This is a genomic window from Pseudomonas sp. FSL R10-2964, assembly GCF_009600035.1.
Taxonomy (GTDB): domain Bacteria; phylum Pseudomonadota; class Gammaproteobacteria; order Pseudomonadales; family Pseudomonadaceae; genus Aquipseudomonas; species Aquipseudomonas bubulae.
The window spans coordinates 39,990-65,367 of sequence record NZ_WIWH01000023.1 but is presented as its reverse complement, the minus strand read 5'-3'; the positions used below and the strand labels follow the sequence as shown (position 1 = coordinate 65,367).

Below are 25,378 nucleotides of genomic sequence, written 5' to 3'. Positions count from 1 at the left end.
GAAGCGGCGCGTTGCGGATTCTAACAAAAAGCAGGCGGATTACGCCAACTCAGTGCCCACCGCCAGCACAGGTCGGCGATGCCGGGGCCGTGCCGATTTTCGCCCATTCCTCAGGCGTGTACGTGTGCAAAGCCAGCGCATGGAACTCACCCATCAGGTCACCCAGGGTGGCATAGACCTTTTGATGACGCTTGACGCTGTTGAGCCCGGCGAACTGCTCGCTGACCACCACTGCCTTGAAGTGGGTCTGCAACCCACGACTGTGCATATGGCTTTCATCCAGCACGCTCAGGTGCTCGGGTTGCAGAGCGCCTAGCGCCGCTTCAATACGCTGTTGCATGCTCATTCAGGCTCCGCTTACTTCTTTTTGGCCGGGGCCGCTTTTGGCTCCAGCTCGGCTGTCATGTCTTCTAGCAGCTTGTTGACAACCGGCACTGCACTTTCCAGTTTGGCCTGGGTCATTTGTGCCGATTGCTGGGTCAGTTGCGGCATTTTTTCCAGCACTTTCTTGCCCAGAGGCGACTGGTAGAACGCTACCAGGTCCTTGAGCTCAGACTCGGTGAAATTGGTGGTGTAGAGCTTGACCATGTCCGGCTTCAGCTTGTTCCAGCCAATGGCTTGATCCAGAGCGGTGTTGGCTTTGGCCTGGTAAGTTTCCAGCAGGGCTTTCTTGGAGGCTGGTGCTTTGGTTTGCTCGAAACGCTGAGCGAACATTTGCTGCACTTGCATATACACCGGGGTACCCAGCTTATCGGCATGTGCCAGTTTCAGGAACGTTTCAGCACTGGCAGCGTGGCTAGCTGCATCGGCGAAAACCTGGCCGCTGGCGCAAACCAGAGCTACCGCTGTACAGATGGCGCGAAGACGGGTCATCGAGTTTCCTTTTCTAGCAAGCGAGGTTTAACCCCAAGGGCGGCCATTCTGCGCCTAATAAAGTGTGTCACTCAACCCCGACACTGATAGACGTTCTCATCAGCCGACCAAAAGCACCGAAAACGCAAGATTGAACCCTTAGTGTGAATCAACGCCTAAGCTGTCAGGTCAGACTTCAAGGAGAAAGAGCCGATGAGCCGTATCGAAACCGACAGCCTGGGTGAAGTAAGCGTGGCCGATGAGGCTTATTGGGGGGCGCAGACACAGCGGTCACTGATCAACTTTGCCATCGGCAACGAAAAAATGCCGCTGGCGGTTCTGCATGCCCTGGTCTTGATCAAAAAGGCTGCCTCGCGGGTCAATGACCGCAACGGTGATTTGCCTGCCGATATCGCCCGCCTGATCGAACAGGCCGCCGATGAAGTGCTCAACGGTGAACACGACGACCAGTTCCCGCTGGTGGTGTGGCAGACAGGCAGCGGTACACAGAGCAACATGAACGCCAACGAAGTCATTGCAGGACGCGCCAATGAACTGGCGGGCAAAGGCCGTGGCGGCAAGTCGCCAGTCCACCCCAATGACCATGTCAACCGCTCGCAAAGCTCCAACGACTGCTTCCCCACCGCCATGCATATCGCCGCCGCCAAGGCTGTGCACAATCATTTGCTGCCTGCGATCAATGAACTGGCAGGAGGCCTGGCCGAGTTGTCGGCACGGCATATGAAACTGGTCAAGACCGGCCGCACCCATATGATGGACGCCACGCCGATCACCTTCGGCCAGGAGCTCTCAGCCTATATCGCGCAGCTGGACTACGCCGAGCAAGCCATACGTTCGGCCTTGCCCGCAGTGTGCGAGCTGGCACAGGGGGGGACCGCAGTGGGCACCGGGCTGAATGCACCCCACGGTTTTGCCGAAGCGATTGCCGCTGAACTGGCTGCGTTATCTGGCCTGCCATTTGTGACCGCGCCGAACAAATTTGCCGCGCTGGCCGGCCACGAGCCCTTGACCACCCTGTCAGGCGCCCTCAAAACACTGGCCGTTACCCTCATGAAACTGGCCAATGACTTCCGCCTGCTGGGTTCCGGCCCCCGCGCCGGGCTGGCCGAAATCAAACTGCCCGCCAATGAGCCGGGCAGTTCGATCATGCCGGGCAAGGTTAATCCGACCCAGTGCGAAGCCTTGTCGATGCTGGCATGCCAGGTGATGGGCAACGATGTCGCCATCGGTTTTGCTGCAAGCCAGGGGCATTTGCAACTGAACGTCTATAAACCGGTGATCATTCACAACCTGCTGCAATCCATCCAGTTGCTGGGAGACGGTTGCAGCAACTTTTTCAAACACTGCGTCACCGGGCTTGAGGTCGATGCCGCCAAAATGGCCGAACACCTGGAGCGCGGCCTGATGCTGGTGACCGCACTCAACCCCCATATCGGCTATGACAAATCAGCCGAGATTGCCAAAAAGGCCTACGCCGAAGGTTTGACCCTGCGCGAAGCAGCACTGGAACTGGGCTACCTCACGGACGCCGAGTTTGACCAGTGGGTTCGTCCTGAAAACATGCTGGGCGCGGGCAAGCACGGCTAGGCGGTTTTTTACAATCCTGGGCCCGGGGTTGCAACCTTGAACACCATCACTTCCTTGTCGGGGGTGATGGTGCCAACCAGTTTGAACAAGCGGCCATCTGCCCTGGCTTGCTGTACTGCCACAGCTGCAGGATTGAATGGCACTTCCTCCAAGGATTTTCGCACGACGACATCGACCCATTCATCAGACATCATGACTAGTTTGCTCGCGGATCCACGATCAAAAAAACATGCCCCCAGGTGTTGCCGGTAGGCCGTATATGCCTGACTTCCATCAGATACAGATCACCATTGGGACCACGTAGCACCATACCGAAACCGGCAGCCCCCACTTTGTAGCGACCGCCATCAAGCAATGTGTAGCCACGCTTTTTCAAGACCAACTGCATGACGCTTTTGGCCAGAGTCGTTCTCATATTAAACGTAGAGATCAATCCGGCACGCATTGCTGCATAGTTGTCAATAAGGGCGGCAACCTCCACATCCAGATCGCGGATCGACATATGACTGCGCAATTGACGCACGGCATCAATGTTGTAATACCTTCCGGATGTCGTCGGGAACACCAAGCGCATACCCTGCAGTTCGTCATAGACCGGTGCCCAGATCGGCAGGGGCTGCTTGTTGGCCATGGCCGTCAAGGCTTCGTCCAGCCTGCCCACCGGGAATTGCTTGCGGCGCAGGCTCTGCTCACACAGACGCTCCAGCTCCAGCACATCAGGTGCCCGTATCACCTGTGTGTCGACAGACTGGATGATCTGGCGCGTGTAGTTGCGCAAAAATGCATAGACTTCGTGGTCAAAACCGGTTGCAGGCAAGTCAAGCGCCTGGCGCACCAGGGCCTCCAGACTGGGATGTTCTCCGAGCCTTGGCATCAGGTGCCAGTTGCTGATGACCAACCGTTGTGTGACCGGATCAAATACCCCATCACTTTCGATAAACAGCGTGCTGCTACCCTCATCACCCGTGCGCACCACTTTCCAGGAAAACTGCTCAGTATCCAGTTGCACCCGATAGAACTTGTTGTCCATAAAGACAAAATCTTCGGCGACTTCTTCAAATAGATCGCTACCGGAGACTAGAGGTTGATCGGTGAGGCGATATACCCCTTCGGGCGTTAATACACCCTGAGCCTGCAGTCGGGTCGGATCAGCAGGATCAATACGATAGATTCCAAAATTGCCTGCACTATCAAGTTCGCTGGAAACAAACAAATCCCGATGGCCGATAACCACCCTGTCCATCGACTCGACGCCTTGAGGATGTACGGCAGGAATTGGCGCCGGGGTAACCGCGGCCGTCACAGCGTATCCATCAGGAACCTTGCGCGTGGATGTAACGGGGGTTGAATCAACAATCAGCTCTTCCAGCTCCGGAAACGGCGCCCCTCCCTTGCCCCCGACATCGGCGTGATACTCCCAGCGCCCCCGTGCATCCATCCTGATCGGCGGTTCATAGTTCTTGGGCGGGCGCGCCTTGAGGCGAAGGGTTTTCTCACCTGAGCGACGGTACACTTCGTACACTTTTTCATCGATCTGAATGTACATCTTGTTATTCAAGAGATAGACATTTTCGTTTTTCCCCCTGAGCCTCACGGCGTCATAGAGCGGGACTTTGACCTCATAGCCCTCGAATGCCTTGGTACGCCAGGGCTTGCGGGAAGTGACAGACGGCAATAGGTCCTTCAGGCGTTTTTTCTGCAACGATTTACTGGCTCTCCACCCTGCGTCATATAGGGTTGCTACGGCCTTGGTCACCGTTTCATCCAGGCTGCCCAGCACTGCGCTTACTGCTCTGGGGCGCGCCACCAGAGGTGCGAGCGTAAGAACCGCCTCGCCCAAATTAAGCGCGGCAGAGAAAGCCAGCCACGCTCCCGCCTTGTAATCGCCTCGGGCAAACGCATTGATGGCCGCAGATGCGTCATTCCAGCCGTCATAGACACCAATGGTTGTGCCAATACCCGGAATAACCGACAGGCCAATCTTTATGTAGCTCAGATCCCGCTGCGCAATACGCTCCATCTGACGGCGCTCGATATCCAGCGCCGATCTGGAGGAGCCATAGACCTGCTCCTTGAGCCGCCCCATGCGTGCAAGGTACTGCATGTCTGTCAGGGATACATGGGACGCCTTGACCGGGTCAATCACGAGAAAACCGTAAGTTCCGACACGCAAAATGGCATTGATGTTCTGAATATTCCGCGCAACGCTCGAACCGGTCTCTGTACTGTTTGCGAAGTAGGTGAGCAGCTCCCTGTTGAGCAGCACATGATTGGAGAGACGTTCAATCAGATGCTGGAACCCGGAACCTTCGAAGAACTTCTGATTACCCGGAGCTCCCGCCAGATACATCAGCGCCAGCCCCGAGGTTTTGTCATGCACCACAGACACCCCGATCAAGGCTTGTTCGGTATAGGAACTGTCCCCCCGGTCTGGTGAGCGTAACCAGGTATAACGGTATTCGATGTCGAATTCGGCGTCAGGTTTGTGATTACCATTGCCGGGTGCGGTCGCTGCCTGCGCCAGCCTGTACCCCCGCTCTGACAGGTGGCTGCGCTGACGTGCGACCCAGGCCTCTAGGTTGATGGCTTGCCTGAACACTCCCAGTCGCCTGGCAATATCGGGAGCTCCGGGCTGGCTACCCCCTACTGTGCGACCCAGAAAAGCACGGGTGATCCTCATGCTGTAAAGCATGGCAACATCCAGATCCGGAATGGTTTTGAGCAGATACTTAAGGTCAATACCCAGCGCCTTGGTATCCACGCCATCCAGAGTGAAGTAGCTGTGTTTGAGACGCAGCATCTGCTGTTCGTCATTCACATCAATATTCTTGCGAGCAAGCTCGGACAAGCTGAAGGTGTGACGCGCAAGACTGACGTCATCCCAGGTTGAAAAGCCGGTGATCGCTATGCTTTCCGACGTATCGCCCGCCAGATGCGGACGCTCGGCCCTCTCGCTCGTTTGCAACACCTCAACGATGACCCGATCGGGCATATCGACCCTGACCGCATCCGGATCGATATCTCGTTTTAAATCGGCCTTGAGCCGCTCAGCCAGCTTATCGCGGGTAAACACCTCGAATGACGGCAGATGACGGTTAAGATCGTCCTCCAGCCAAAGGGCATTACGTGCGTAAACCACAAGTCCCTTGGCATATTCGGCCCGCTCTTCGACCGATGCCCGCAGCAACCAGTCCGGCAAGTCCTGCGTAGCCTGTGCCGTACGCAATTGTTCCGCCACAAGGTCAATGCCCTGTTCACGGGCCTCATTGCCCGGTGCCAGCAGGTTTTGTGCGGTTTCCAGACGCAAGCGCTCAAGAGACTGCGCAACCGTCGATTCGCTGTACAACAACTGGCCCCTGGCTATAAGCGAAGCAATTTCTTTATAACCGGCGATTTGATCCTCAACCCCCAGACTGAAGGCATGACCATCTAGCACACGCAGGATAACGGGGCTTTCAGTACCCTCGAGCATTATCGCTGCCCGAGCAGCAGCGCGGTTTTTCAGCGAAACATGGCCGAGCCAGAACCCGTCCGGATCGGCCCGAACGCTGCGGGCCAGTTGGGTCTTGAGCTGAGCCACGGAAGTGAATGCTTGCAAACCGCCCGCATTGCCCGGAACGAACAGAAATACGGGCTCCGGATGTTGATGGTCATCAAGCGCAGGCTGACGAGTTATCACCATCGCCCCCTGCAGCAAATAAGAGCGTTGCGAGGTGCCCAGGGACAGGTCGCAAACGCAGCTGACACTTTGCCCGCGCAGTGAAGACCAGGGTTCGCTGACAACTTCTTTTATCTGTTGATACGCAGATTCGCTCAACCGGCCTTCATACACTTGCAACTGTGCTTCGGCCAGCAAGCTGCGCGACCTGCCCGTAGACAAACGCTGCAACAGACTAAGCCCGCCGGCATCCAGCCGGGTCCAGAAGTCGGTGCCCTGAGACTCGGCCCCGTTGCCTGTTGAGTGTCGGCACACTGGGTCAGAGCCTGCTCATGAGTATCCCGGTAAGCGGCCAAGCGAGTCATCGCCTGATCAGCAGTGCCTATAAATGACTGCAGGCTTGCTTCGTAGCGTGAGACTTTTCGCTCTCGCAGAGTACCGGGCAAATTGATAGACAGGCTGCCAAATGAAAGGTACTGGTCAGCGTTAAGGGTGTGGTTGTTTTCGGACATGAAAGCGTTCATCCCAAGTGATCGACAGTCACCTGATCTGAACAGAAACCCGGAGTGCATCAGTGGTAGATATATAGTCGCAGGCTAACCCCGTGTTGCCGCGCACAAGCGAAGCACCACAGGGTAAGTGCCGTGTTACTTCTTCTTGCGCTTTTTTTCCTGCCTGTCGCGTTTCTCGAAGGCTGCTTCCAGAGCCTCGTTGATCGTGCGTAGCACCTTTACCCGTGCCCAGCGCTTGTCATTGGCTTCAACCAGGGTCCAGGGCGAGATTTCGGTGCTGGTGCGATCCACCATGTCACATACCGCACTGCGGTACACATCCCACTTTTCGCGATTACGCCAGTCTTCCTCGGTAATCTTGAAGCGTTTGAACGGGATTTCTTCACGCTCCTGAAAACGCTCAAGCTGGGTGTCCTTGTCGATTGCCAGCCAGAATTTGACGACAATCGCGCCTGCTGCCGTAAGTTGTTCTTCGAAATCGTTGATCTCGCCATAAGCGCGCATCCAGTCCGCTTTCGTGCAAAAACCTTCGACCCGTTCAACCAGCACCCGGCCATACCAGGAGCGGTCAAAAATGGTGAATTTGCCCCGCGCCGGTATATGTCGCCAAAAACGCCAAAGATAAGGTTGTGCTCGCTCATCTTCGGAAGGCGCAGCAATAGGCACAATGATGTACTGACGCGGGTCCAGCGCTGCTGCCACCCGCCGGATAGAGCCGCCTTTGCCTGCGGCATCATTGCCTTCAAATACGGCGATCAATGAATGCCGGCGCATCCGTTTGTCACGCATCAAGCCCGATAGACGCGCCTGCTCAGTGATCAATTGCTCCTGGTAATCCTCTTTTTCAAGATGCCGGGTCAGGTCCAGGCAATCGAGCAGGGTCAATTCGCCTTGCTTGTCCGGTAACGGCGGCACACCCGCCGGGCGGGCTGCAACCTTGGGGGTATGCAACGCCGCCTGCAACCCTTCAAGAAGGATTTTGCCCACAGTCAAACTGCGGTAATAGGGGTCAATACCTTCGACGATATTCCACGGTGCGTAATCACGACTGGTGCGGCGGATCGCCCGCTCGCCATAGCGTACGAACTTGTCATAGGTTTTGGACTGCTGCCAGTCCAGCGGGCTGATGCGCCAGCTGTGCAATGGGTCATCCTTGAGGGTTTGCAGGCGTTCCTTCATTTGTTTTTTGGACAGGTGAAACCAGAACTTGAAGATCACTGCGCCCTCATTGCACAGCATCTTTTCCAGACGTTCGGCGCCCGTGATCGCCTGATCAAGCACGGCATTCTTGAACAGGCCGTGAACCCGGCCCTGGAGCATCTGGCTGTACCAATTGCCAAAAAACACGCCCATCCGCCCCTTGGCGGGCAATTGACGCCAGTAACGCCAGGCCGGCGGATGAGCCAGCTCTTCATCGGTCTGGTTATCAAAAGTCCGCACTTCGATCAGACGCGGATCCATCCATTCACTAAGCAGTTTGACTGTTTCACCCTTGCCGGCGCCTTCAATGCCATTGATCAGCACAATGACCGAAGCACGCTTTTGCTGATGGAGCTCAAACTGGGCTTCAAGCAACGCTTCACGTAAAGCGGGGGCTTCCCTGTCGTAGGTTTCTTTATCGATGAAATGGCCGATTTCAGCTGATTCGAACATGGAATGCTCCCTGGCAAGATGAACCAAGCCTAGCGGATTGCTCTGCAATATGCAGGAAGAAACCGAGCAAACCTGTCATGGATCAGTCCCGGCCTGACTGATCGGCTAGAATGGCTGCCTTGCCGTTGCCGAGCCACACATGACTACTGAAACTGCCAATGCCCAGATCGACTGGGATGACCAAGGTCGCCCCCATTCACGGGTGTTTGATGACGTGTATTTTTCGGACAAGTCGGGGCTTGAAGAAACCCGCTATGTCTTTATCGAACAGAACGCCCTTGCAGAGCGTTTCGCCGCCCTGCCCGCTGACGGCCATCTGGTTATTGGCGAAACCGGTTTCGGCACCGGGCTGAATTTTTTGTGCGCATGGCAGCTGTTCGAGCAACATGCCCACCCCGATGCGCGCCTGCAGTTCATCAGCGTCGAAAAATACCCGCTGACCCGCAACGACCTGCAACGCGCGCTGGCCCTGTGGCCGGAGCTGACGCCCCTCAGCGAACAATTGCTGGCCGTGTATTTTGCAATCCATCCGGGCTTTCAGACCCTGACCCTGGCCGAAGGCCGGGTCACGCTCACGTTGTTGATCGGCGATGCACTTGAACATTTGCCGCAACTCGACGCCAAAGTTGATGCATGGTTTCTCGACGGTTTTGCCCCGGCGAAAAACCCCGACATGTGGACCCCGGAACTGTTCGCGCAATTGGCACGTCTGGCGGCACCCGATTCGACAATCAGCACATTCACCAGCACCGGCTGGGTACGCCGCGCGCTGAATGACGCCGGATTCAAGATGCGCCGCACGCCAGGTATAGGCCATAAGTGGGAAATCCTGCGCGGCACCTTTGTCGGCTTGCCGGACACCGCTTCAACAGCACCCACAGTCAAACCCTGGTTTGCCCGCCCGCCCCGGGTCAAAGGCCCGCGTACAGCACTGGTCATCGGTGGCGGCCTGTCGGGTTGCGCCAGCGCCAATAGCCTGGCCCGCCGCGGCTGGACGGTGATATTGCTGGAGCGCCACGAAAGACTGGCCAAGGAAGCGTCGGGCAACCCGCAAGGCGTTCTGTACCTCAAGCTCTCGGCACACGGTACGACTTTGTCGCAGATGATCGTCAGCGGCTTTGGCTACACCCGTCGTCTGCTGGAACACCTGCAGCGCGGGCGCGACTGGGATGATTGCGGGGTCCTGCAATTGGCTTTCAACGCCAAGGAAGCCGCACGACAGGCCCAACTGGCCGCAGCCTTCCCCCCGGCGCTGGTGCATCTGCTTGACCAACCCCAGGCACAAGCCCTGGCCGGGATCGAACTGGCCCACGGCGGCCTGTTCTACCCCGAAGGCGGCTGGGTTCACCCTCCAGCGCTTTGCCACTACCAGGCCTTGCACCCCAAGGTTCGGGTGCTGACCCACCATGACGTTTTGCAACTGCACAAGGTCAATGAGCAATGGCAGGCGTGCCATAACGACCAGGTACTGGCCAGCGCTCCGGTTGTCATTCTGGCTGGCGCTGCCGAGGTCAAGCGCTTCCCGGCCAGCAGCGGCCTGCCACTCAAACGGATTCGCGGGCAAATCACTCAACTGGTAGAAACCCCTGCCAGCGCCGTATTGAAAATCGTAGTGTGTGCCGAGGGCTATGTGGCTCCTGGCCGCCTCGGTGAGCACACGCTGGGCGCCAGCTTCGACTTTGATAACGAAGACCTGACCACCACCCCGCAGGGGCATCAAGGTAACCTCGAGCTGCTCGAGGAAATCTCACCGGACCTGGCCCATCGGCTCGGTGACGAACAACTCAACCCTGACACCCTGAGTGGATGGGCAGCGTTCCGCTGCACCAGCCCGGACTACTTGCCAATTGTAGGCCCGTTCGCGGATCCGGAGCAGTTCGCCAGCGCCTATGGCGTGTTGCGCAAAGATGCCCGACAGGTGCCTGACGTCCCCTGCCCGTGGCTTGATGGCTTGTACGTCAACAGCGGCCACGGCTCTCGCGGGCTCATCACCGCACCCCTGTCTGGCGAAATACTCGCCGCCTGGATCAACGATGAACCCCTGCCCGTATCCAGAGCAGTGGCCGAAGCCTGCCTGCCGAACCGGTTCGGGCTGCGGGCCCTGATCAAAGGGCTGTAGAGGGCGACCCCTCAAGGGACTTGGGCGCCAGCAGCGCCTCGGTCTTTTGCAGGCTCCAGACATCGACAGCCGCGTCCATCTGATGGCGAACTTCGCTGACCTCGCGCAGATAGCGCTCACTGTTCATTTCTGGAGATCTTTTAAGCAAGTTGCTTAACGCCTCGAAGTACGGCTCGGTCAGCGCGCCATATTGCGTCCTGTGGGTACGTATCAAGTACTCCCGCCAAAACTGGCGGGTGCTGATAAAGATGTTCAGCGAGGCCGTTTTCTCGGCCTTTTCGACTTCCAGCCGCGCAATGTCCAGATCTGCCTGAGTCACCCCGGCCAGTGATTTAAACACCATGCTTTCAGGTTGCCCCGGCAGCTCAAGGGCTCGCGCCAGGCCCACACGGTAAGCCAGGTGCATCTCAAGCTCGTCCGGTGCCGGGCCTGCCCCCTCAAGGCGTAACAAAAAGTGCTCGTGGGCGATTCTGGCGAGCCTGTCGAGCCTGAAAAGCCCTTTGCTCAAAGTCAGCAGTTGCTGCTTCTGAGGCGAGCCCGCGCCTGAAAGCCCGGACAGTTCCATTTGCACTTCCATCTCGCTGAACGTAAAAGCCACACTGTCTGTACAGCTACGCGGCGAAGCCGCAATATCCAGCACATCACGGCGCAAGGAGGAGCTCTCGTTGGCCGCTTCAATCATTTCCCAGACACGTCGGCTGAAATCCTGACGCACTTCATGGGCGTCCGCAGTCGATGTCAAACGGCTGAGCACCGTAAAAAAATCGTCTGAAGCCGCATCGGCTCGCAAGCTGTTCCATAACAGCTCTCTTCTTCGCAATTCCTGAGCAGTAATACCCGCCGTCCAGAACTCGAACGCCGCCGCCTCGCTCATCAACTGTTCGCTGTTGATGCCCATGCTGCTGCCACCCTGCATGGCATAGCGGGCCAGACGCAGGCGGCTGGTGGCGGACAACGGGTTGCCGGCCAGGGAAATATTGCGCGTCACAGTGGGCGAGGCCTGATAGACATGTTCAGGTATGTCGATAATACGGTTTTCCCGCAGATCGGCCGACTCAAGAAACGGGCGGGATATCAGGTCTTGCGGCCATTGGTCGATCCAGGTACGACGCAAATAGACCCGACGCAAAAAACCCAGATTACTGAGGCTAAGGTTCGGACCCAGCAGGTTGTCATTGAGGTTGAGCACTTGCAGCTTGCCCAGCGAGTTCAATACCGACAGGTTGCCCGGGTTCAGATACAACAGGTTACGGGCCAGGGACAAACGCTGCAGATTGGGCATGCGCTCCAACTGCCTGGGCAGGTTGACCATGCGATTGTTATCCATTTCAAGGGCAACCAGCCCGCTGAAATGTTCAAGGAATGCATTGGCCGTGTCCCGGCAATTCATGTTGCTGAGTTTCAATTCCCGCACATGGCTGAAGTCGGCAATGGCTGGCAGATCCGGAAAGTTGCCCAATCGAAAGCCGTCCAGGCTCAGGCTGTGCAACTCTTCGTTGTGAGCCCAGGGAATATGAGCGGGGTTTTTACGCCAGCAACGCTCAATCAGCCCTGCAGCCTGATATCGGTTCTCGGGGTAGTCATATAGGGTATCGGTCGGAACAACTTCACCCGGAGTGGCATCGATCCAGGCTTGCAGGCTCGTTAGCAAGGCCCTTCTCTCGCGCTTGCGCTCACGCAGGATATTGAGCGGTTCAAGCCCCCGCTCGACCAGGGTGTCGAGGTATTCAATGACTTGCTCATCTTCAAAGTCGGAGTAAATCCTGCGCACACGGCGCTGCAATTCCCAGGAGTGCTCACCGGATGTCACTCCGCACAGGGGGTAGCCCACCTGACCATCTGCCAGGGTAATCGGCGGTTTGAACCCCGGTTTGATCGGCTGTATGCGCAACACCTGGGCGGACTCCTGACGGGCATTGGCCGCCCGCTTTGCCAGGGCCGCATTGAACGCCGGGGCATCCGTGTTTGCAGCAAAGCCCATGGCATCGCGCTCAAGATCGGTCAGGGATTCAAACACGGCAGTGGATAATGGCAGAGGACCGCCAGGCGCAAGCAAATGGACATGACCGCGAGGCCGGTAACGCTCGTAGCCCCGCAGCGTTTTGACCAGCACGTGCGGTGGGGTCGTCTGTACGCCGCCCCAATAATGAGTCATGGCGCCTGAAATCGAATCTTCGCGAATCTCCAGCGCCTTGTCAGCAGGCCAGCCGGGCAGTTGATCCAGATAATGCAAGGCCAGCCGCTCAGTGTCGTCATTGGCCTGATGCTCAAGATAAAAGCCTTCGATCGCCCGGTTTATCCTGGCCTCACGCAGGTGCATGCGCGCCAGCTCGGCCAGTTCCAGAGGCACCCTACCCCTGCGCAAATGTTCAAGCTGCGGATTACTGGCCGACTCGACCAACGCTTGCGCTACCGTACGGGGCAACCCCGGAAAGTCACGTTCGATGGGCAAAGCTTCTGCCGCAGACGAGATATTGAAAAGCCCATACAACCTCTCGAAGACCTGACGTTTGTTATCCCGCGCATGACTGCCCAATACCAGGGCCAGTCTGCGGGCCAGTGCCCCCGGAGCAGGCAGGTCATTGCCCAGCAGTGCCCTGACCTGTGAGTCGGACAAGGCAGCAAGAACAGCATCCAGCAACTTGCCTTGCTCAACGACAGAGCTTGTCAGGTTGATATGGGACGTAGCCGGCCACATCACACTGGCATAGTGCGCAAGGCGGTTTCCCGTATCGTCGGCAACCGTCAACACCTTGCCCGCTGGCCATTTCGGCAATGCCGGCAAGAGCTGTAATTGCAGCTCGCTCCAGCGCCGGGAGGCATACTGGTCGGTACTCATCTGTGCGACAAAGGTGTCGATAAGCTGGTTGATTTCAAAGCGCTTGAGGCTGACTTTCAGCAAGGAAGGCGGCGCCAGACTTTCCAGATGCATGCGGCGCAGGACGCCCGGTGCGGTGTCAGTCAGTTCCCGAATCCGTTCCAGTGTCTGCCTGTCCAGTGCTGCTGTTGCCGATCCCAACCGGCCCAGTAGCGTCGCACTGTCTTGCCACTCCAGTGGCCGCTCATGGGCATGCTGCCAGGCCCCTTCGTTGTTATGTAGCAAGGCAGGCTTGAAAGCATCGGCCCTGCGCGGATGAGGTATGCGCCATTGCCTGCGCTCGCTGTCGAATTCGACAGGATAGTGCTTGCCGTCCACGTCTACATACTGCCTGCCATGAAGGCTGAGTAAACCTTGGGCATCAGCTGTATAGCGATGCTCGCCCATTACTTTATGCTCGTAGTGCTGCAGGTTTTTATTCCATAACCGGGTGGTGCCATCATCACGACTGACGGGTTGATGGCCTTCAAAGTGCGCCCGGGTGGCTGCACTCAAACGACTGGCAGCGGCTTTGACAGCTCCCAGCCCGACCACTACCCCTGCGTTGACGGCCAGATCCGTGGCGACATTGAGCAAGTGCTCGCGAGCATGGTCAACATCGCCCTGGGCCCAGTCTTCCACCCCCTCATAGACTTCTTTGAGCATCTCCCCAATGGCCACCGCCAGCATCAGATCGCCCAGCACCGGCACAAAAAGGGCCGCGACGTTTACCAGAAACAACCCTGCCGTTTTGTACATCTGCCAGCGCTCTTCGCGTTCGCGCTCGTCCAGCACGCCGGTGGGCACGGCCAGTTGCCGGGCATCGGCAAACATGCTCCTGAGCTGCACCGTGCACAGGTAATGCGCTGCGCTGATGGTCAGAGGGGTTGCGGTAAGGGCCAGATGCTCGGGACTGCCAGCGACCTTTTGCATAAACAGCGGCCGTACATTCAAGGCCGTGAAGCGGGAGAAAAACCTGGCATACCCCGGATCCAGCAGGCGATGCTTCAACTCATCGGTGAATACCTGCAATGAACTGAACTCGAACAAGGGTGCCCGCGGGTCATTGGGGATATAGGCAATCAAGCGGTTGCCGGGGTGCAACAACAAGGTGTCGGAAGAGAAGACCACCACCCCGTCAATTGCCGTGTCCAGTATCGACAAGGAACTTGGCACCATCGGCTTGCCGTCCAGTTGCACCCCGTGCACCTGGGCAGTACTGGCGGGCAGAGCCAGGGCGGCAAGCAGTGTGGTATAGGCTGCCTGACTGATTTGTTTCTTGAGGTAGGCGACATGCGCGTCGACCGCCATGTCATGGGTTTTTAAAAGCCTGAGGTTCGACTCTGTCGCCAAATGCCTGGGCCCGGGAGTTCCCGACGCCGTAACGCCCAAAGCGTGCTCCAGATACTGTTGATACTTGAGCCCCAGATCCAGCCTGCGGCATAGCGCGGCAAAGTGGCAGGGCTCAAGAGGGCTGATCTGCTGAGGATGGCCACCGTAGCGGATATGGCTTTGCGGATTAAAGCCGTTTGCAAGGGCCTCGTCGGCCGAAAAATTCTGCAGGGCTGCCCACAGCAGGGTTTTCGGCTCGTCATGCACCAGGTAATGGCGAACGGAACTGAACAACGTGATATTGGGGATCAGGTGAACATGCACCACCGCCAGATAGTCACGGTGAATATTCAGTGACGACCCGAACTCACGCCTGACCTCGGCTGCCAGCAATGCCCCGCAGTACACCTCGACACTTTGCAGCTCACCGAACTTCTTGCCGACCAGGCCATGATAGAAACGGCTACTGGCCATGGATGCATTCATGGCCGCAATGACCTGTGGATCAGCGCCCAACAACCATTTGGGCATATGGCTGTGGACCAGCTCCAGGGGTTCCAGGTCACTGAGCGTGGTATCGCGAGCATCCAGCGGGGGCATATGGCGGGGCATATCCGGTCTTCTGCAGGTCAGAGAGCGCCTAACCTAACGTGGCGTCGCAGGGGATGTGACATAGATAAATAGTGCTCTTCAGCCAAAACCCTGCTGGCCTCCCAAGCCCCGACAAAACAACCACTTGTAACTTTTATTGAACGATCCGGGCACAGGTCACTCGATAAAACACGGTCATTTATGCCGGAGCGAGTGCCTTGTGCCTTGCACCGCAAGGGCTGGCGATGCAGTCAAAAACTGCATCGCCCTTTAAAACCGGGCCCAAAGCGCTACCAGGCGTCCTGCAAAGACGCTGACTCATCCCTGTAGCACCACATGCCGAAAGACCAAGGATTTACACACCATGTGCGGATTAGCTGGCGAGTTACGTTTTGATCAACACCCTGCCGACCTGGCAGCCATCGAACGCATCACCCACCACCTTGCACCACGTGGCCCCGATGCCTGGGGTTTTCACAGCCAGGGGCCGATAGCCCTGGGCCATCGCCGCCTGAAAATCATGGATTTGTCGGATGGTTCAGCCCAACCGATGATCGACAGCCAGCTGGGTTTGTCGCTGGCCTTCAACGGCGCAATCTATAACTTCCCCGAGCTGCGCGCCGAGCTTGAAGCCCTGGGCTACAGCTTTTATTCGGGTGGCGATACCGAAGTGCTGCTCAAGGGCTATCACGCCTGGGGCGAAGCGCTGCTGCCCAAGCTCAATGGCATGTTTGCCTTTGCCATCTGGGAACGCGATGCCCAGCGCCTGTTTCTGGCCCGCGATCGTCTCGGGGTCAAGCCGCTGTATCTGTCGCGTACCGGTGAGCGCTTGCGCTTTGCCTCGACCCTGCCGGCGCTGCTCAAGGGCGGTGATATCAGCCCCATGCTCGACCCGGTGGCGCTTAATCACTACCTGAATTTTCATGCCGTTGTACCAGCGCCACGCACGCTGATTGCCGGTATCGAAAAGCTGCCACCCGCGACCTGGTTGCGTATTGACGCCAATGGCCACACCGAGCAAAAAACCTGGTGGACCCTGCCCTACGGCCCCCGTGCCGATGAAGTCAATCTGACCCTGGAAGATTGGCGCGATCGTGTCCTCGACAGCACCCGCGAAGCCGTGGCCATCCGCCAACGGGCGGCGGTGGATGTCGGCGTGCTGCTCTCTGGCGGTGTCGACTCCAGTTTGTTGGTGGGGTTGTTGCGCGATGTGGGCGTACAGGATCTGTCGACTTTCTCCATCGGCTTTGAGGACGCAGGCGGCGAGCGCGGGGATGAATTCCAGTATTCGGATTTGATTGCCCGGCATTACGGCACGCGCCATCACCAACTGCGCATTGGCGAGCACGAAATCATCGAGCAACTGCCAGCGGCCTTCCGCGCCATGAGCGAGCCGATGGTCAGTCATGACTGCATCGCCTTTTATCTGTTGTCGCGTGAAGTGGCCAAGCATTGCAAGGTGGTGCAAAGCGGCCAGGGCGCTGACGAACTGTTTGCCGGCTATCACTGGTATCCACAAGTAGATGGCGCCAGCGATCCTTATGCCGCGTACCGCGAAGCCTTTTTCGACCGCAGTTACGACGAGTACAAGGCCACCGTCCAGCCACAATGGCTGACAGCCAATGACGCCGCTGGCGACTTTGTGCGTGAGCATTTCGCACAGCCGGGGGCCCAGGCCGGGGTGGACAAGGCCTTGCGCCTGGACAGTACCGTGATGCTGGTGGATGACCCGGTCAAACGGGTGGACAACATGACCATGGCCTGGGGCCTGGAAGCCCGCACGCCGTTTCTCGATTACCGCCTGGCCGAGCTGTCAGCGCGGATTCCAGCGCGCTTCAAACTGCCCGACGGCGGTAAGCAGGTACTCAAGGAAGCCGCACGACTGGTGATCCCCAGCGAAGTCATCGACCGCAAAAAAGACTATTTCCCGGTGCCGGGGCTCAAGCACTTGCAGGGCAACACCCTCAACTGGGTGCGCGACCTGCTGCTGGACCCGAGCCAGGATCGCGGCCTGTTCCAGCCAGCCATGCTTGACCAGTTGCTGACCAACCCGCAAAGCCAGCTGACCCCCCTCAACGGCTCCAAGCTGTGGCAACTGGCCGCCCTGAACCTGTGGCTGAGCGAACAAGGAATCTGATCGATGAAACCTCTCGCTACGGCTTATAGCCAGCGTTTACTGCGTGGCCAGACGCCTTCCTATGAACGCCTGCAAGCCCGCTTTGCCGAAGACGGCAGCGAACTGAATGCCTGCCCCGTGGCCGTACACTGCGGCTGGGGCCGGCTGTTGATCGGGCATACCTTTCCCGATCCCGTCACCCTGGCCGAAGAGCTGCTCAACGAGCAGCCCGGCGAGCGCGATATTGCCCTGTATGTCGCCGCGCCCCAGCAGGTGCTGGCGCAGTCGCCGCAACAACTGTTTCTCGACCCCTCGGATACGCTGCGCCTGTGGTTTACCGATTACCGCCAGGCCACCCGAGTGTTTCGCGGCTTCCGTATCCGCCGCGCACAAAGCGAGGCGGACTGGAACGCGATCAACACCCTGTACCTGTCACGCTCCATGCTGCCCATCGACCCGACCCTGCTGACCTCGCGCCACGACGGCGGCCCGGTGTACTGGATGGCCGAAGACGAGGACAGCGGCGCGGTGATCGGCAGTGTCATGGGCTTGAACCATCACACCGCATTCAACGACCCCGAAAACGGCAGCAGCCTCTGGTGCCTGGCGGTCGACCCGCTCTGTTCACGCCCGGGAGTGGGTGAAGTGCTGGTGCGGCATTTGGTCGAGCACTTTATGAGCCGCGGCCTGAGCTATCTCGACCTGTCGGTGCTGCATGACAATGCCCAGGCCAAGAACCTCTATGCCAAACTGGGGTTTCGCACCCTGTCGACCTTTGCCATCAAGCGCAAGAACGGCATCAACCAGCCGCTGTTTCTGGGGCCTGGCCCCGAGGTCGGACTCAACCCCTATGCCAGCATCCTCGTTGAAGAAGCCTACAAACGTGGCATCGACGTGCAAATTGACGACGCGGCCGCCGGCCTGTTCACCCTTAGCCACGGCGGGCGACGGATTCGTTGCCGCGAGTCCCTCAGCGACCTGACCAGCGCCATCAGCATGAGCTTGTGCCAGGACAAGTGCCTGACCCACAAGGTGCTCAGCCAGGCCGGCCTGAACGTGCCGACCCAGCAACTGGCGGGCAATGCCGATGACAACCTGGCGTTTGTCGAAGAGCACGGCCGGGTGGTGGTCAAACCGGTGGATGGCGAGCAAGGCAATGGCGTAGCGGTGGACCTGGACAGCATCGAACAGGTGCAACAGGCCATCGAGGCAGCGCGGGCGTTCGACAGCCGGGTGCTGCTCGAGAGCTTTCACGAAGGCCTCGACCTGCGCATTGTGGTGATCGGCTTTGAAGTGGTGGCTGCCGCCATCCGCCGTCCCGCGCAAGTGATCGGCGACGGTCAGCACCGCATTCAGCGCCTGATCGAGGCGCAAAGCCGCCGACGCCAGGCCGCCACCGGTGGCGAAAGCCGCATCCCGCTGGACGCCGAAACCCTGCGCACCGTGCAGGCCGCAGGCTATGACTACGACAGCATCCTGCCCGCCGGGCAAGTACTGGCCGTGCGCCGCACCGCCAACCTGCACACCGGCGGCTGCCTGGAAGACGTCACCGCCGTGCTGCACCCGGTGCTGGCCGACGCCGCCATTCGCGCAGCCCGGGCCCTGGATATTCCGGTGGTGGGGCTCGACCTGATGGTGCCCGCCGCCGACCAACCCGACTATGTATTTATTGAAGCCAACGAACGCGCCGGGCTGGCCAACCATGAACCACAGCCCACCGCCGAGCGCTTTATCGATCTGTTGTTTCCCCACAGTCAGCCTGCTCAATAGCTGACCGGCCCTCAGGAGTTTTTATGAACCGCAGCCTCCCTGAACCCGACCTCGACTACCTGCAACGGGTATTGCTGGAAATGCTCGCCATTCCCAGCCCCACCGGTTTTACCGACACCATCGTGCGCTATGTCGCCGAACGCCTCGACGAATTGGGGATCCCTTTTGAACTGACCCGCCGCGGCACTTTGCGCGCCACCCTCAAGGGCCAGAAAAACAGCCCGGACCGCGCCGTGTCCGCGCATCTGGATACGATTGGCGCCAGCGTGCGGGCGATCAAGGACAACGGCCGGCTGGTGCTGGCACCTGTTGGTTGCTGGTCGAGCCGGTTTGCCGAAGGCAGCCGCGTCAGCCTGTTTACCGACAACGGCGTGATCCGTGGCAGCGTCCTGCCATTAATGGCTTCTGGCCACGCCTTCAATACCGGCGTGGATGAACTGCCGATCAGTTGGGACCATATCGAGTTGCGCCTGGATGCCTACTGCGCCACCCGCGCGGATTGCGATTCCCTGGGGGTCAATATCGGTGACTTCGTAGCGTTCGACCCACTGCCGGAATTTACCGAAAGTGGCCATATCAGTGCGCGGCATCTGGATGACAAGGCGGGTGTGGCGGCCCTGCTCGCCGCCCTGAAAGCCATTGTCGACAGTGGCGAACAGCCCCTTATCGACTGTCATCCGCTGTTTACCATCACCGAAGAAATCGGCAATGGTGCGGCAGCGGCCTTGCCGTGGGATGTGAGCGAGTTTGTCGGGATTGATATTGCTCCGGTGGCTCCGGGCCAACATTCCAGCGAGCATGCGGTCAGTGTGGCGATGCAGGATTCGGGCGGCCCCTATGACTATCACCTGTCGCGGCATTTGCTGGGGCTGGCCAGTGACAATGAGTTGCCGGTGCGCCGGGACATGTTCCGTTATTACTTCAGCGATGCTCATTCGGCCGTGACGGCGGGGCATGATATTCGCTGTGCGTTACTGGCGTTTGGCTGTGATGCCACCCACGGGTATGAGCGCACCCATATTGATAGCCTGGCGGCGTTGAGTCGTTTGCTGGGTGCCTACATCCTCAGCCCGCCGGTGTTTGCCAGCGATGCCCAGCCGGCGCAGGGCTCACTGGACCGCTTCAGCCATCAGATCGAACATGATGCGCAGATGGAAAGCGATACGCGAGTGCCGTCGGTAGAGAGTCTGGTGGGGGAAAATCGGAGCTGAAGCAAAGCCCCAACCCTCTCCCAGAGGGAGAGGGTTGGGGTGAGGGCAGACGTCAGACCTGAGCCTGAGCCCCTTCAAACCATGCCAGTTTCTCACGCAGCAAAACCACTTCGCCCACGATCACCAGCGTAGGCGCATGCACTTCATGCTCCGCCACCAATGTCGGCAAGTCGGCCAGGGTACCGGTAAACACGCGCTGGTTGGACGTAGTGCCCTGCTGAATCAACGCAGCCGGGGTATCTGCCGAACGACCATGCTTGATCAACTGCTCACAGATGATCGGCAAGCCCACCAGGCCCATGTAGAACACCAGGGTTTGCGCCGGAGCAACCAGGTCGCTCCAGGGCAGGTTGCTGGTGCCGTCTTTCAGGTGGCCGGTAACAAAGCGCACAGACTGCGCGTAGTCGCGATGGGTCAACGGAATACCGGCATACGCCGCGCAACCACTGGCGGCGGTAATACCCGGCACCACCTGGAACGGAATCCCGTGGGCGGCCAGCTCTTCGATTTCTTCACCGCCACGGCCAAAGATGAACGGATCGCCACCTTTGAGCCGCACCACGCGCTTGCCCTGCTTGGCCAGGTCGACCAGTTGCTGGTTGATCTGGTCTTGTGGCACCGCATGGTCAGCGCGACGCTTGCCCACATAAATACGTTCGGCGTCGCGACGGCACAGTTCAAGAATCGCCGGAGCCACCAGACGGTCGTAGAGCACCACGTCTGCCTGTTGCATCAGGCGCAATGCACGGAAGGTCAGCAGATCGGGATCACCCGGCCCGGCACCCACCAGATACACCTCACCGGTGGTTTCGGCGGCCTGACCTTCAATCTTGGCCAGCAGCAAGCGCTCGGCTTCAGCGCCCTGCCCGGCCAGCAAACGATCGGCAATCGGGCCCTGGAACACATCTTCCCAAAACCCGCGACGCTGCTGCACATCCGGAAACAAGCCTTTGACCCGGCTACGGAAGCGCGCCGCAAGGCCCGCCAACTGGCCGTAGGTCGACGGAATCCAGGTTTCGATCTTGGCCCGGATCAACCGCGCCAGCACGGGCGCATCACCACCACTTGAAATGGCAATTACCAGCGGCGAACGGTCGACAATCGCCGGGAAGATCACGCTGCACAAGGCGGGCGCGTCGACCACGTTGACCGGTACGCAACGGCGATGGGCGTCGGCGGAAACCTGAGCGTTAAGTGGCTCATCGTCGGTGGCGGCGATGATTAGGACGCACCCTTCAAGGTCGGCCTCGGCATATCCGCGCAGCACCTGTTCGCCACCGCTGCTGTTTATCAACTCGCACAACTGTGGCTCCATGGCGGGTGCGACCACCCGCAGCACGGCACCGGCATCGGCCAGCAGGCGGGATTTGCGCAAGGCAATCTCCCCACCGCCAACCACCAGTACACGGCTGCCACGCAGGTTATGAAACAGCGGCAGAAACTCCATTTAGCCGATGACCTCAATACCGCCCATGTAAGGCTTGAGCACGTCCGGCACACGGATCGAACCGTCAGCCTGCTGGTAGTTTTCCAGCACGGCGACCAGGGTGCGGCCTACCGCCAGACCGGAACCGTTAAGGGTGTGTACCAGTTCCGGCTTGCCGGTTTCCGGGTTACGGAAACGCGCTTGCATGCGACGGGCCTGGAAATCACCGCAGTTGGAGCACGACGAAATTTCGCGGTACTTGTCCTGGCTCGGGACCCACACTTCCAGATCGTAGGTTTTAACTGCGCTGAAACCCATGTCACCGGTGCACAGCGCCAGGGTGCGGTAAGGCAGTTGCAGCAGTTGCAGAACCTTCTCGGCATTGCCGACCAGGCCTTCAAGGGCGTCCATCGAGGTGGACGGCTCAACGATCTGGACCATCTCGACCTTGTCGAACTGGTGCTGACGTATCATGCCGCGGGTATCGCGCCCCGATGCACCGGCCTCGCTGCGGAAGCACGGCGTGTGCGCCACCAGCTTGATCGGCAGGGCCTTGTGTTCAACGATTTCGCCGGCAACGATATTGGTCAGGGTGACCTCAGCGGTCGGGATCAGGTAGAAATCGGCTTCGCCTTCACGGCTGATCTTGAACAGTTCTTCTTCGAACTTTGGCAACTGGCCAGTGCCTTGCAGCGCCGGGGCCTGTACCAGATAAGGCGTGTAGGCCTCTTCGTAGCCATGCTCACCGGTGTGCAGGTTGATCATGAACTGTGCCAGAGCACGATGCAGACGGGCAATCGGGCCGCGCAGCAAGGCAAAACGGGCACCGGACAGTTTGGCGGCGGTTTCAAAGTCCAGCCAGCCGTGCTGCTCGCCCAGGGCGACGTGGTCCTTGATTTCGAAATCAAAAACAGTCGGGGTGCCCCAGCGACGGATTTCGACATTGTCGTCTTCGTCAGCGCCTACCGGCACGGACGCATCCGGCAGGTTGGGCAGGCCCAGCAGGATCGCGTCCAGTTCAGTCTGGATGGCTTCCAGTTCAACCTTGCCATTGGCCAGGTCGCTGCCCATGGTCTCGACGCTGGCCATCAGTGGCGCGATGTCTTCGCCGCGAGCCTTGGCCTGGCCAATGCTTTTGGAGATGGCATTGCGCTCGGCCTGCAGCTTCTCGGTCAGGGTCTGGACTTCTTTACGCTTGGCTTCCAGCGCGTCAATGCGCGCCACGTCCAGCTTGAAGCCACGGGATGCCAGGCGATCCGCTACGTCCTGCAGGTTGCTACGTAACAGTTTGGAATCAAGCATGTCGGTTTCTCGTTTATCAAAGTTTGGTCAAGGACAGGCCAGCCCAGGTTGCGAGCAGCCCGCCGAATACGCTGAGGGCCGCATAGCCCAATGCCAGTGGCACCTGCCCGCTTTCCAGCAGGCGCACCGTATCCAGTGAAAAGGATGAAAAAGTGGTCAAGCCACCCAGGAAACCGACCATCAGCCCGGCGCGGACTTCAATCGGTACTTCCGGGCGTATCAGAAAAAGTCCGTACAGGACGCCAATCAGCAGGCAGCCCACGATATTAACGGCCAATGTCGCGGTATAAAAGTGCCGCGGCCAATTGGCGTTGATCCAGTTACCCGTAGCGAAGCGCAACAATGTACCTGCAATGCCACCCACCGAGACCGCTGCAATCAATGGAATCACGGTTTTCTCCGCTGTTTGGGGCTGGCCCGGTCCAGTGCGGCGAGGTATTTCAACTTTTCGCCGATTTTGAGCTCAAGGCCCCGTGGCACCGGCTGATACAGGTTCAAGGGTTCAAGTTCGTCCGGGTAATAGTCTTCCCCGGCCGCGTACGCGTCAGGCTCGTCATGGGCATAGCGATACTCGTCGCCATAACCCAGTTGCTTCATCAGCTTGGTCGGCGCATTGCGTAAATGCAGCGGCACTTCCAGCGAGCCGTGTTCTGCCGCGCTGCGCAGTGCGGCCTTGAAACCCATGTACACCGCGTTGCTTTTCGGTGCGCAGGCCAGGTAAGTGATGGCCTGGGCCACTGCCAGTTCGCCTTCCGGGCTGCCGAGCCGCTCTTGCACATCCCAGGCCGACAGGCACAGGCTCAGAGCTCGCGGGTCGGCGTTGCCGATATCCTCACTGGCCATGCGTACCACGCGCCGGGCGATGTAAAGCGGATCGCAGCCGCCGTCGATCATGCGTGCAAACCAGTACAGGGCACCGTCAGGATTCGAGCCGCGCACCGACTTGTGCAAGGCAGAGATCTGGTCATAAAAGGCTTCGCCGCCTTTGTCGAAACGACGCTGGGTATCGCCCAGCAGGTTGTGCAGCAGCTCGGTGCCGATTTCGCTGTGGTCTTCGGCGAGGTCCGAAGCGTTTTCCAGCAGATTGAGCATGCGCCGGCCATCGCCGTCAGTCGCCCGCAGCAAAATCTGAAAGCTTTCTTCGCCAAGGGTCAGACCGCGCTTGCCCAGGCCCTTGTCCTCGGTCAGCGCACGCTGCACCAGCTTGCGTAGCGCCGCTTCGTCCAGGCTTTTGAGCACATAGACCCGCGCCCGCGAGAGCAAGGCGTTGTTCAGTTCGAACGAGGGGTTTTCCGTGGTGGCACCGATAAAGATCAGGGTGCCATCTTCGACGTAGGGCAAAAAGGCATCTTGCTGCGACTTGTTGAAGCGATGCACTTCGTCGACAAACAGGATGGTGCGCCGGCCGTACTGGCCCGCCTGCTGCTTGGCGATTTCGACGGCCTGGCGAATCTCCTTGACCCCGGCCAGGACCGCCGAGACCGTTTCAAAGTGGGCATCCGAGACTTCCGCCAGCAGCCGCGCCAGGGTGGTCTTGCCCACGCCCGGCGGGCCCCAGAAGATCATCGAATGCAGTGCACCCTGCTCCAGTGCCTCACGCAAGGGCTTGCCGCGGGCGAGCAGGTGCTGCTGGCCGACATACTCGTCCAGGTTGGCCGCACGCAAACGGGCAGCCAGTGGCTGGGCTATCGGGGCACTTCGAAACAGATCCATGGGCAGCGTTTGAAACCTCTTCCAGGGCTTATTCCTGGATAACATCAGCCCCTTTCGGGATATCGAACTTGAACTTGGAAGCCGGGATCGGCTCGTTGACCTTTACCCCGGTGAACAGGATGTTGGTGCGCTGACCCACGCTGTCGATCAACTGCATGTCGTTGATCTTGCCGCCGCGAAACGACAGGCGCAGGGAGTCGAACAAGGTGTCCTTGGTCTTGGGCTTGAGGGTGAAGTCCATTACATCACCGGCCTGTTTGGAGGTGATGTCAAAACTTTCACTGATTTTTGATACATCACCGGACAGCAACAAGGCCGGGGTCTGGGTCAGGCGCTGATCGAGCTTCTTGATCGTGACCTGCTCCAGGTCCGGGTCCCACAGCGAGACTTTCTGGCCATCGGAGACCATCAGTTGCTCCTGAGGAGCATCGGTGTGCCAGTAGAACAGCCCAGGACGCTTTACCGACATTTCGCCGGCAGTTTCCTGCAACTGGGTGCCACTGCCGTCGAGAGTCAGCTGGGAAAAACGGGCCGTGATGGTATCAGAGCCCAACAGTTGGCCAAGACGCTTCACACTCTCGGCGTCGGCATGGGCCGACAGCGAGGAAAAGGCCAGTACCGGTAGCAACAGCATGCTGACAAAACGCATGGACATCCT

General features: G+C 59.0%; 16 protein-coding genes. 5 read left to right on the top strand and 11 right to left on the bottom strand.

Annotated features, from left to right (window positions below; all coding sequences use genetic code 11):
- Nucleotides 1-49: 49 nt before the first annotated feature.
- Nucleotides 50-346 carry a BolA family transcriptional regulator gene (locus GHN92_RS14500; protein ID WP_095002817.1) on the bottom strand — a complete coding sequence of 99 codons (297 nt, stop codon included), beginning with the start codon at nucleotides 344-346 and terminating at the stop codon, nucleotides 50-52.
- 11 nt (nucleotides 347-357) lie between these two features.
- On the bottom strand, nucleotides 358-873 hold the full coding sequence (locus tag GHN92_RS14495) for a DUF2059 domain-containing protein (RefSeq protein ID WP_095002818.1): 516 nt from the start codon (nucleotides 871-873) through the stop codon (nucleotides 358-360).
- Nucleotides 874-1,065: 192 nt separating this feature from the next.
- On the opposite strand from GHN92_RS14495, the gene GHN92_RS14490 reads away from it, so the two are divergent.
- Nucleotides 1,066-2,460 carry a class II fumarate hydratase gene (locus tag GHN92_RS14490; protein ID WP_095002819.1) on the top strand — a complete coding sequence of 465 codons (1,395 nt, stop codon included), beginning with the start codon at nucleotides 1,066-1,068 and terminating at the stop codon, nucleotides 2,458-2,460.
- A gap of 8 nt (nucleotides 2,461-2,468) precedes the next feature.
- Here the strand turns inward: GHN92_RS14490 and GHN92_RS14485 are convergent, their stop codons facing one another.
- The 3 genes from GHN92_RS14485 to pap form a co-directional block, all read right to left on the bottom strand.
- Nucleotides 2,469-2,654, bottom strand: a complete 186-nt coding sequence (locus GHN92_RS14485) for a hypothetical protein (protein WP_153380440.1) — start codon at nucleotides 2,652-2,654, stop codon at nucleotides 2,469-2,471.
- Between the two features lie 2 nt (nucleotides 2,655-2,656).
- Nucleotides 2,657-6,433: a dermonecrotic toxin domain-containing protein gene (locus tag GHN92_RS14480; protein WP_372239748.1), complete on the bottom strand. Its 3,777-nt coding sequence runs from the start codon at nucleotides 6,431-6,433 to the stop codon at nucleotides 2,657-2,659.
- 332 nt (nucleotides 6,434-6,765) lie between these two features.
- Nucleotides 6,766-8,283: a polyphosphate:AMP phosphotransferase gene (pap, locus tag GHN92_RS14475; RefSeq protein WP_133144940.1), complete on the bottom strand. Its 1,518-nt coding sequence runs from the start codon at nucleotides 8,281-8,283 to the stop codon at nucleotides 6,766-6,768.
- Between the two features lie 139 nt (nucleotides 8,284-8,422).
- Between pap and mnmC the strand changes: the two genes are divergently transcribed.
- Entirely contained in the window at nucleotides 8,423-10,402 is a 1,980-nt protein-coding gene (gene mnmC / locus GHN92_RS14470; RefSeq protein WP_153380436.1) for a bifunctional tRNA (5-methylaminomethyl-2-thiouridine)(34)-methyltransferase MnmD/FAD-dependent 5-carboxymethylaminomethyl-2-thiouridine(34) oxidoreductase MnmC, read from the top strand.
- Here the strand turns inward: mnmC and GHN92_RS14465 are convergent.
- Nucleotides 10,389-15,203 carry an NEL-type E3 ubiquitin ligase domain-containing protein gene (locus tag GHN92_RS14465; protein WP_153380434.1) on the bottom strand — a complete coding sequence of 1,605 codons (4,815 nt, stop codon included), beginning with the start codon at nucleotides 15,201-15,203 and terminating at the stop codon, nucleotides 10,389-10,391. The genes mnmC and GHN92_RS14465 overlap by 14 nt on opposite strands.
- A gap of 343 nt (nucleotides 15,204-15,546) precedes the next feature.
- On the opposite strand from GHN92_RS14465, the gene GHN92_RS14460 reads away from it, so the two are divergent.
- From GHN92_RS14460 to GHN92_RS14450, 3 genes are read left to right on the top strand one after another with little or no spacing between them, the layout of a single operon-like run.
- Nucleotides 15,547-17,319: an N-acetylglutaminylglutamine amidotransferase gene (locus tag GHN92_RS14460; protein WP_153380432.1), complete on the top strand. Its 1,773-nt coding sequence runs from the start codon at nucleotides 15,547-15,549 to the stop codon at nucleotides 17,317-17,319.
- Between the two features lie 3 nt (nucleotides 17,320-17,322).
- Entirely contained in the window at nucleotides 17,323-19,068 is a 1,746-nt protein-coding gene (ngg, locus tag GHN92_RS14455) for an N-acetylglutaminylglutamine synthetase (protein ID WP_095025108.1), read from the top strand.
- 23 nt (nucleotides 19,069-19,091) lie between these two features.
- Nucleotides 19,092-20,279 (top strand): osmoprotectant NAGGN system M42 family peptidase, encoded by a 1,188-nt coding sequence (locus tag GHN92_RS14450; RefSeq protein ID WP_095003282.1) that lies wholly within the window; start codon nucleotides 19,092-19,094, stop codon nucleotides 20,277-20,279.
- A gap of 52 nt (nucleotides 20,280-20,331) precedes the next feature.
- Here the strand turns inward: GHN92_RS14450 and cysG are convergent, their stop codons facing one another.
- Genes cysG through lolA form a run of 5 tightly spaced genes read right to left on the bottom strand, consistent with a single transcriptional unit; the run spans nucleotide 20,332 to nucleotide 25,369 of the window.
- Entirely contained in the window at nucleotides 20,332-21,726 is a 1,395-nt protein-coding gene (gene cysG / locus GHN92_RS14445; protein WP_133144938.1) for a siroheme synthase CysG, read from the bottom strand.
- Nucleotides 21,727-23,007, bottom strand: coding sequence for a serine--tRNA ligase (serS, locus tag GHN92_RS14440; RefSeq protein WP_095025109.1), 1,281 nt, complete (start codon nucleotides 23,005-23,007; stop codon nucleotides 21,727-21,729). It lies immediately after the preceding gene.
- 16 nt (nucleotides 23,008-23,023) lie between these two features.
- On the bottom strand, nucleotides 23,024-23,398 hold the full coding sequence (gene crcB / locus GHN92_RS14435; RefSeq protein ID WP_095003285.1) for a fluoride efflux transporter CrcB: 375 nt from the start codon (nucleotides 23,396-23,398) through the stop codon (nucleotides 23,024-23,026).
- On the bottom strand, nucleotides 23,395-24,720 hold the full coding sequence (locus GHN92_RS14430; protein ID WP_095019126.1) for a replication-associated recombination protein A: 1,326 nt from the start codon (nucleotides 24,718-24,720) through the stop codon (nucleotides 23,395-23,397). Before GHN92_RS14430 ends, crcB begins: the two co-directional genes overlap by 4 nt.
- A 28-nt stretch (nucleotides 24,721-24,748) precedes the next feature.
- Nucleotides 24,749-25,369 (bottom strand): outer membrane lipoprotein chaperone LolA, encoded by a 621-nt coding sequence (lolA, locus tag GHN92_RS14425; protein WP_046809214.1) that lies wholly within the window; start codon nucleotides 25,367-25,369, stop codon nucleotides 24,749-24,751.
- Nucleotides 25,370-25,378 lie beyond the last annotated feature (9 nt).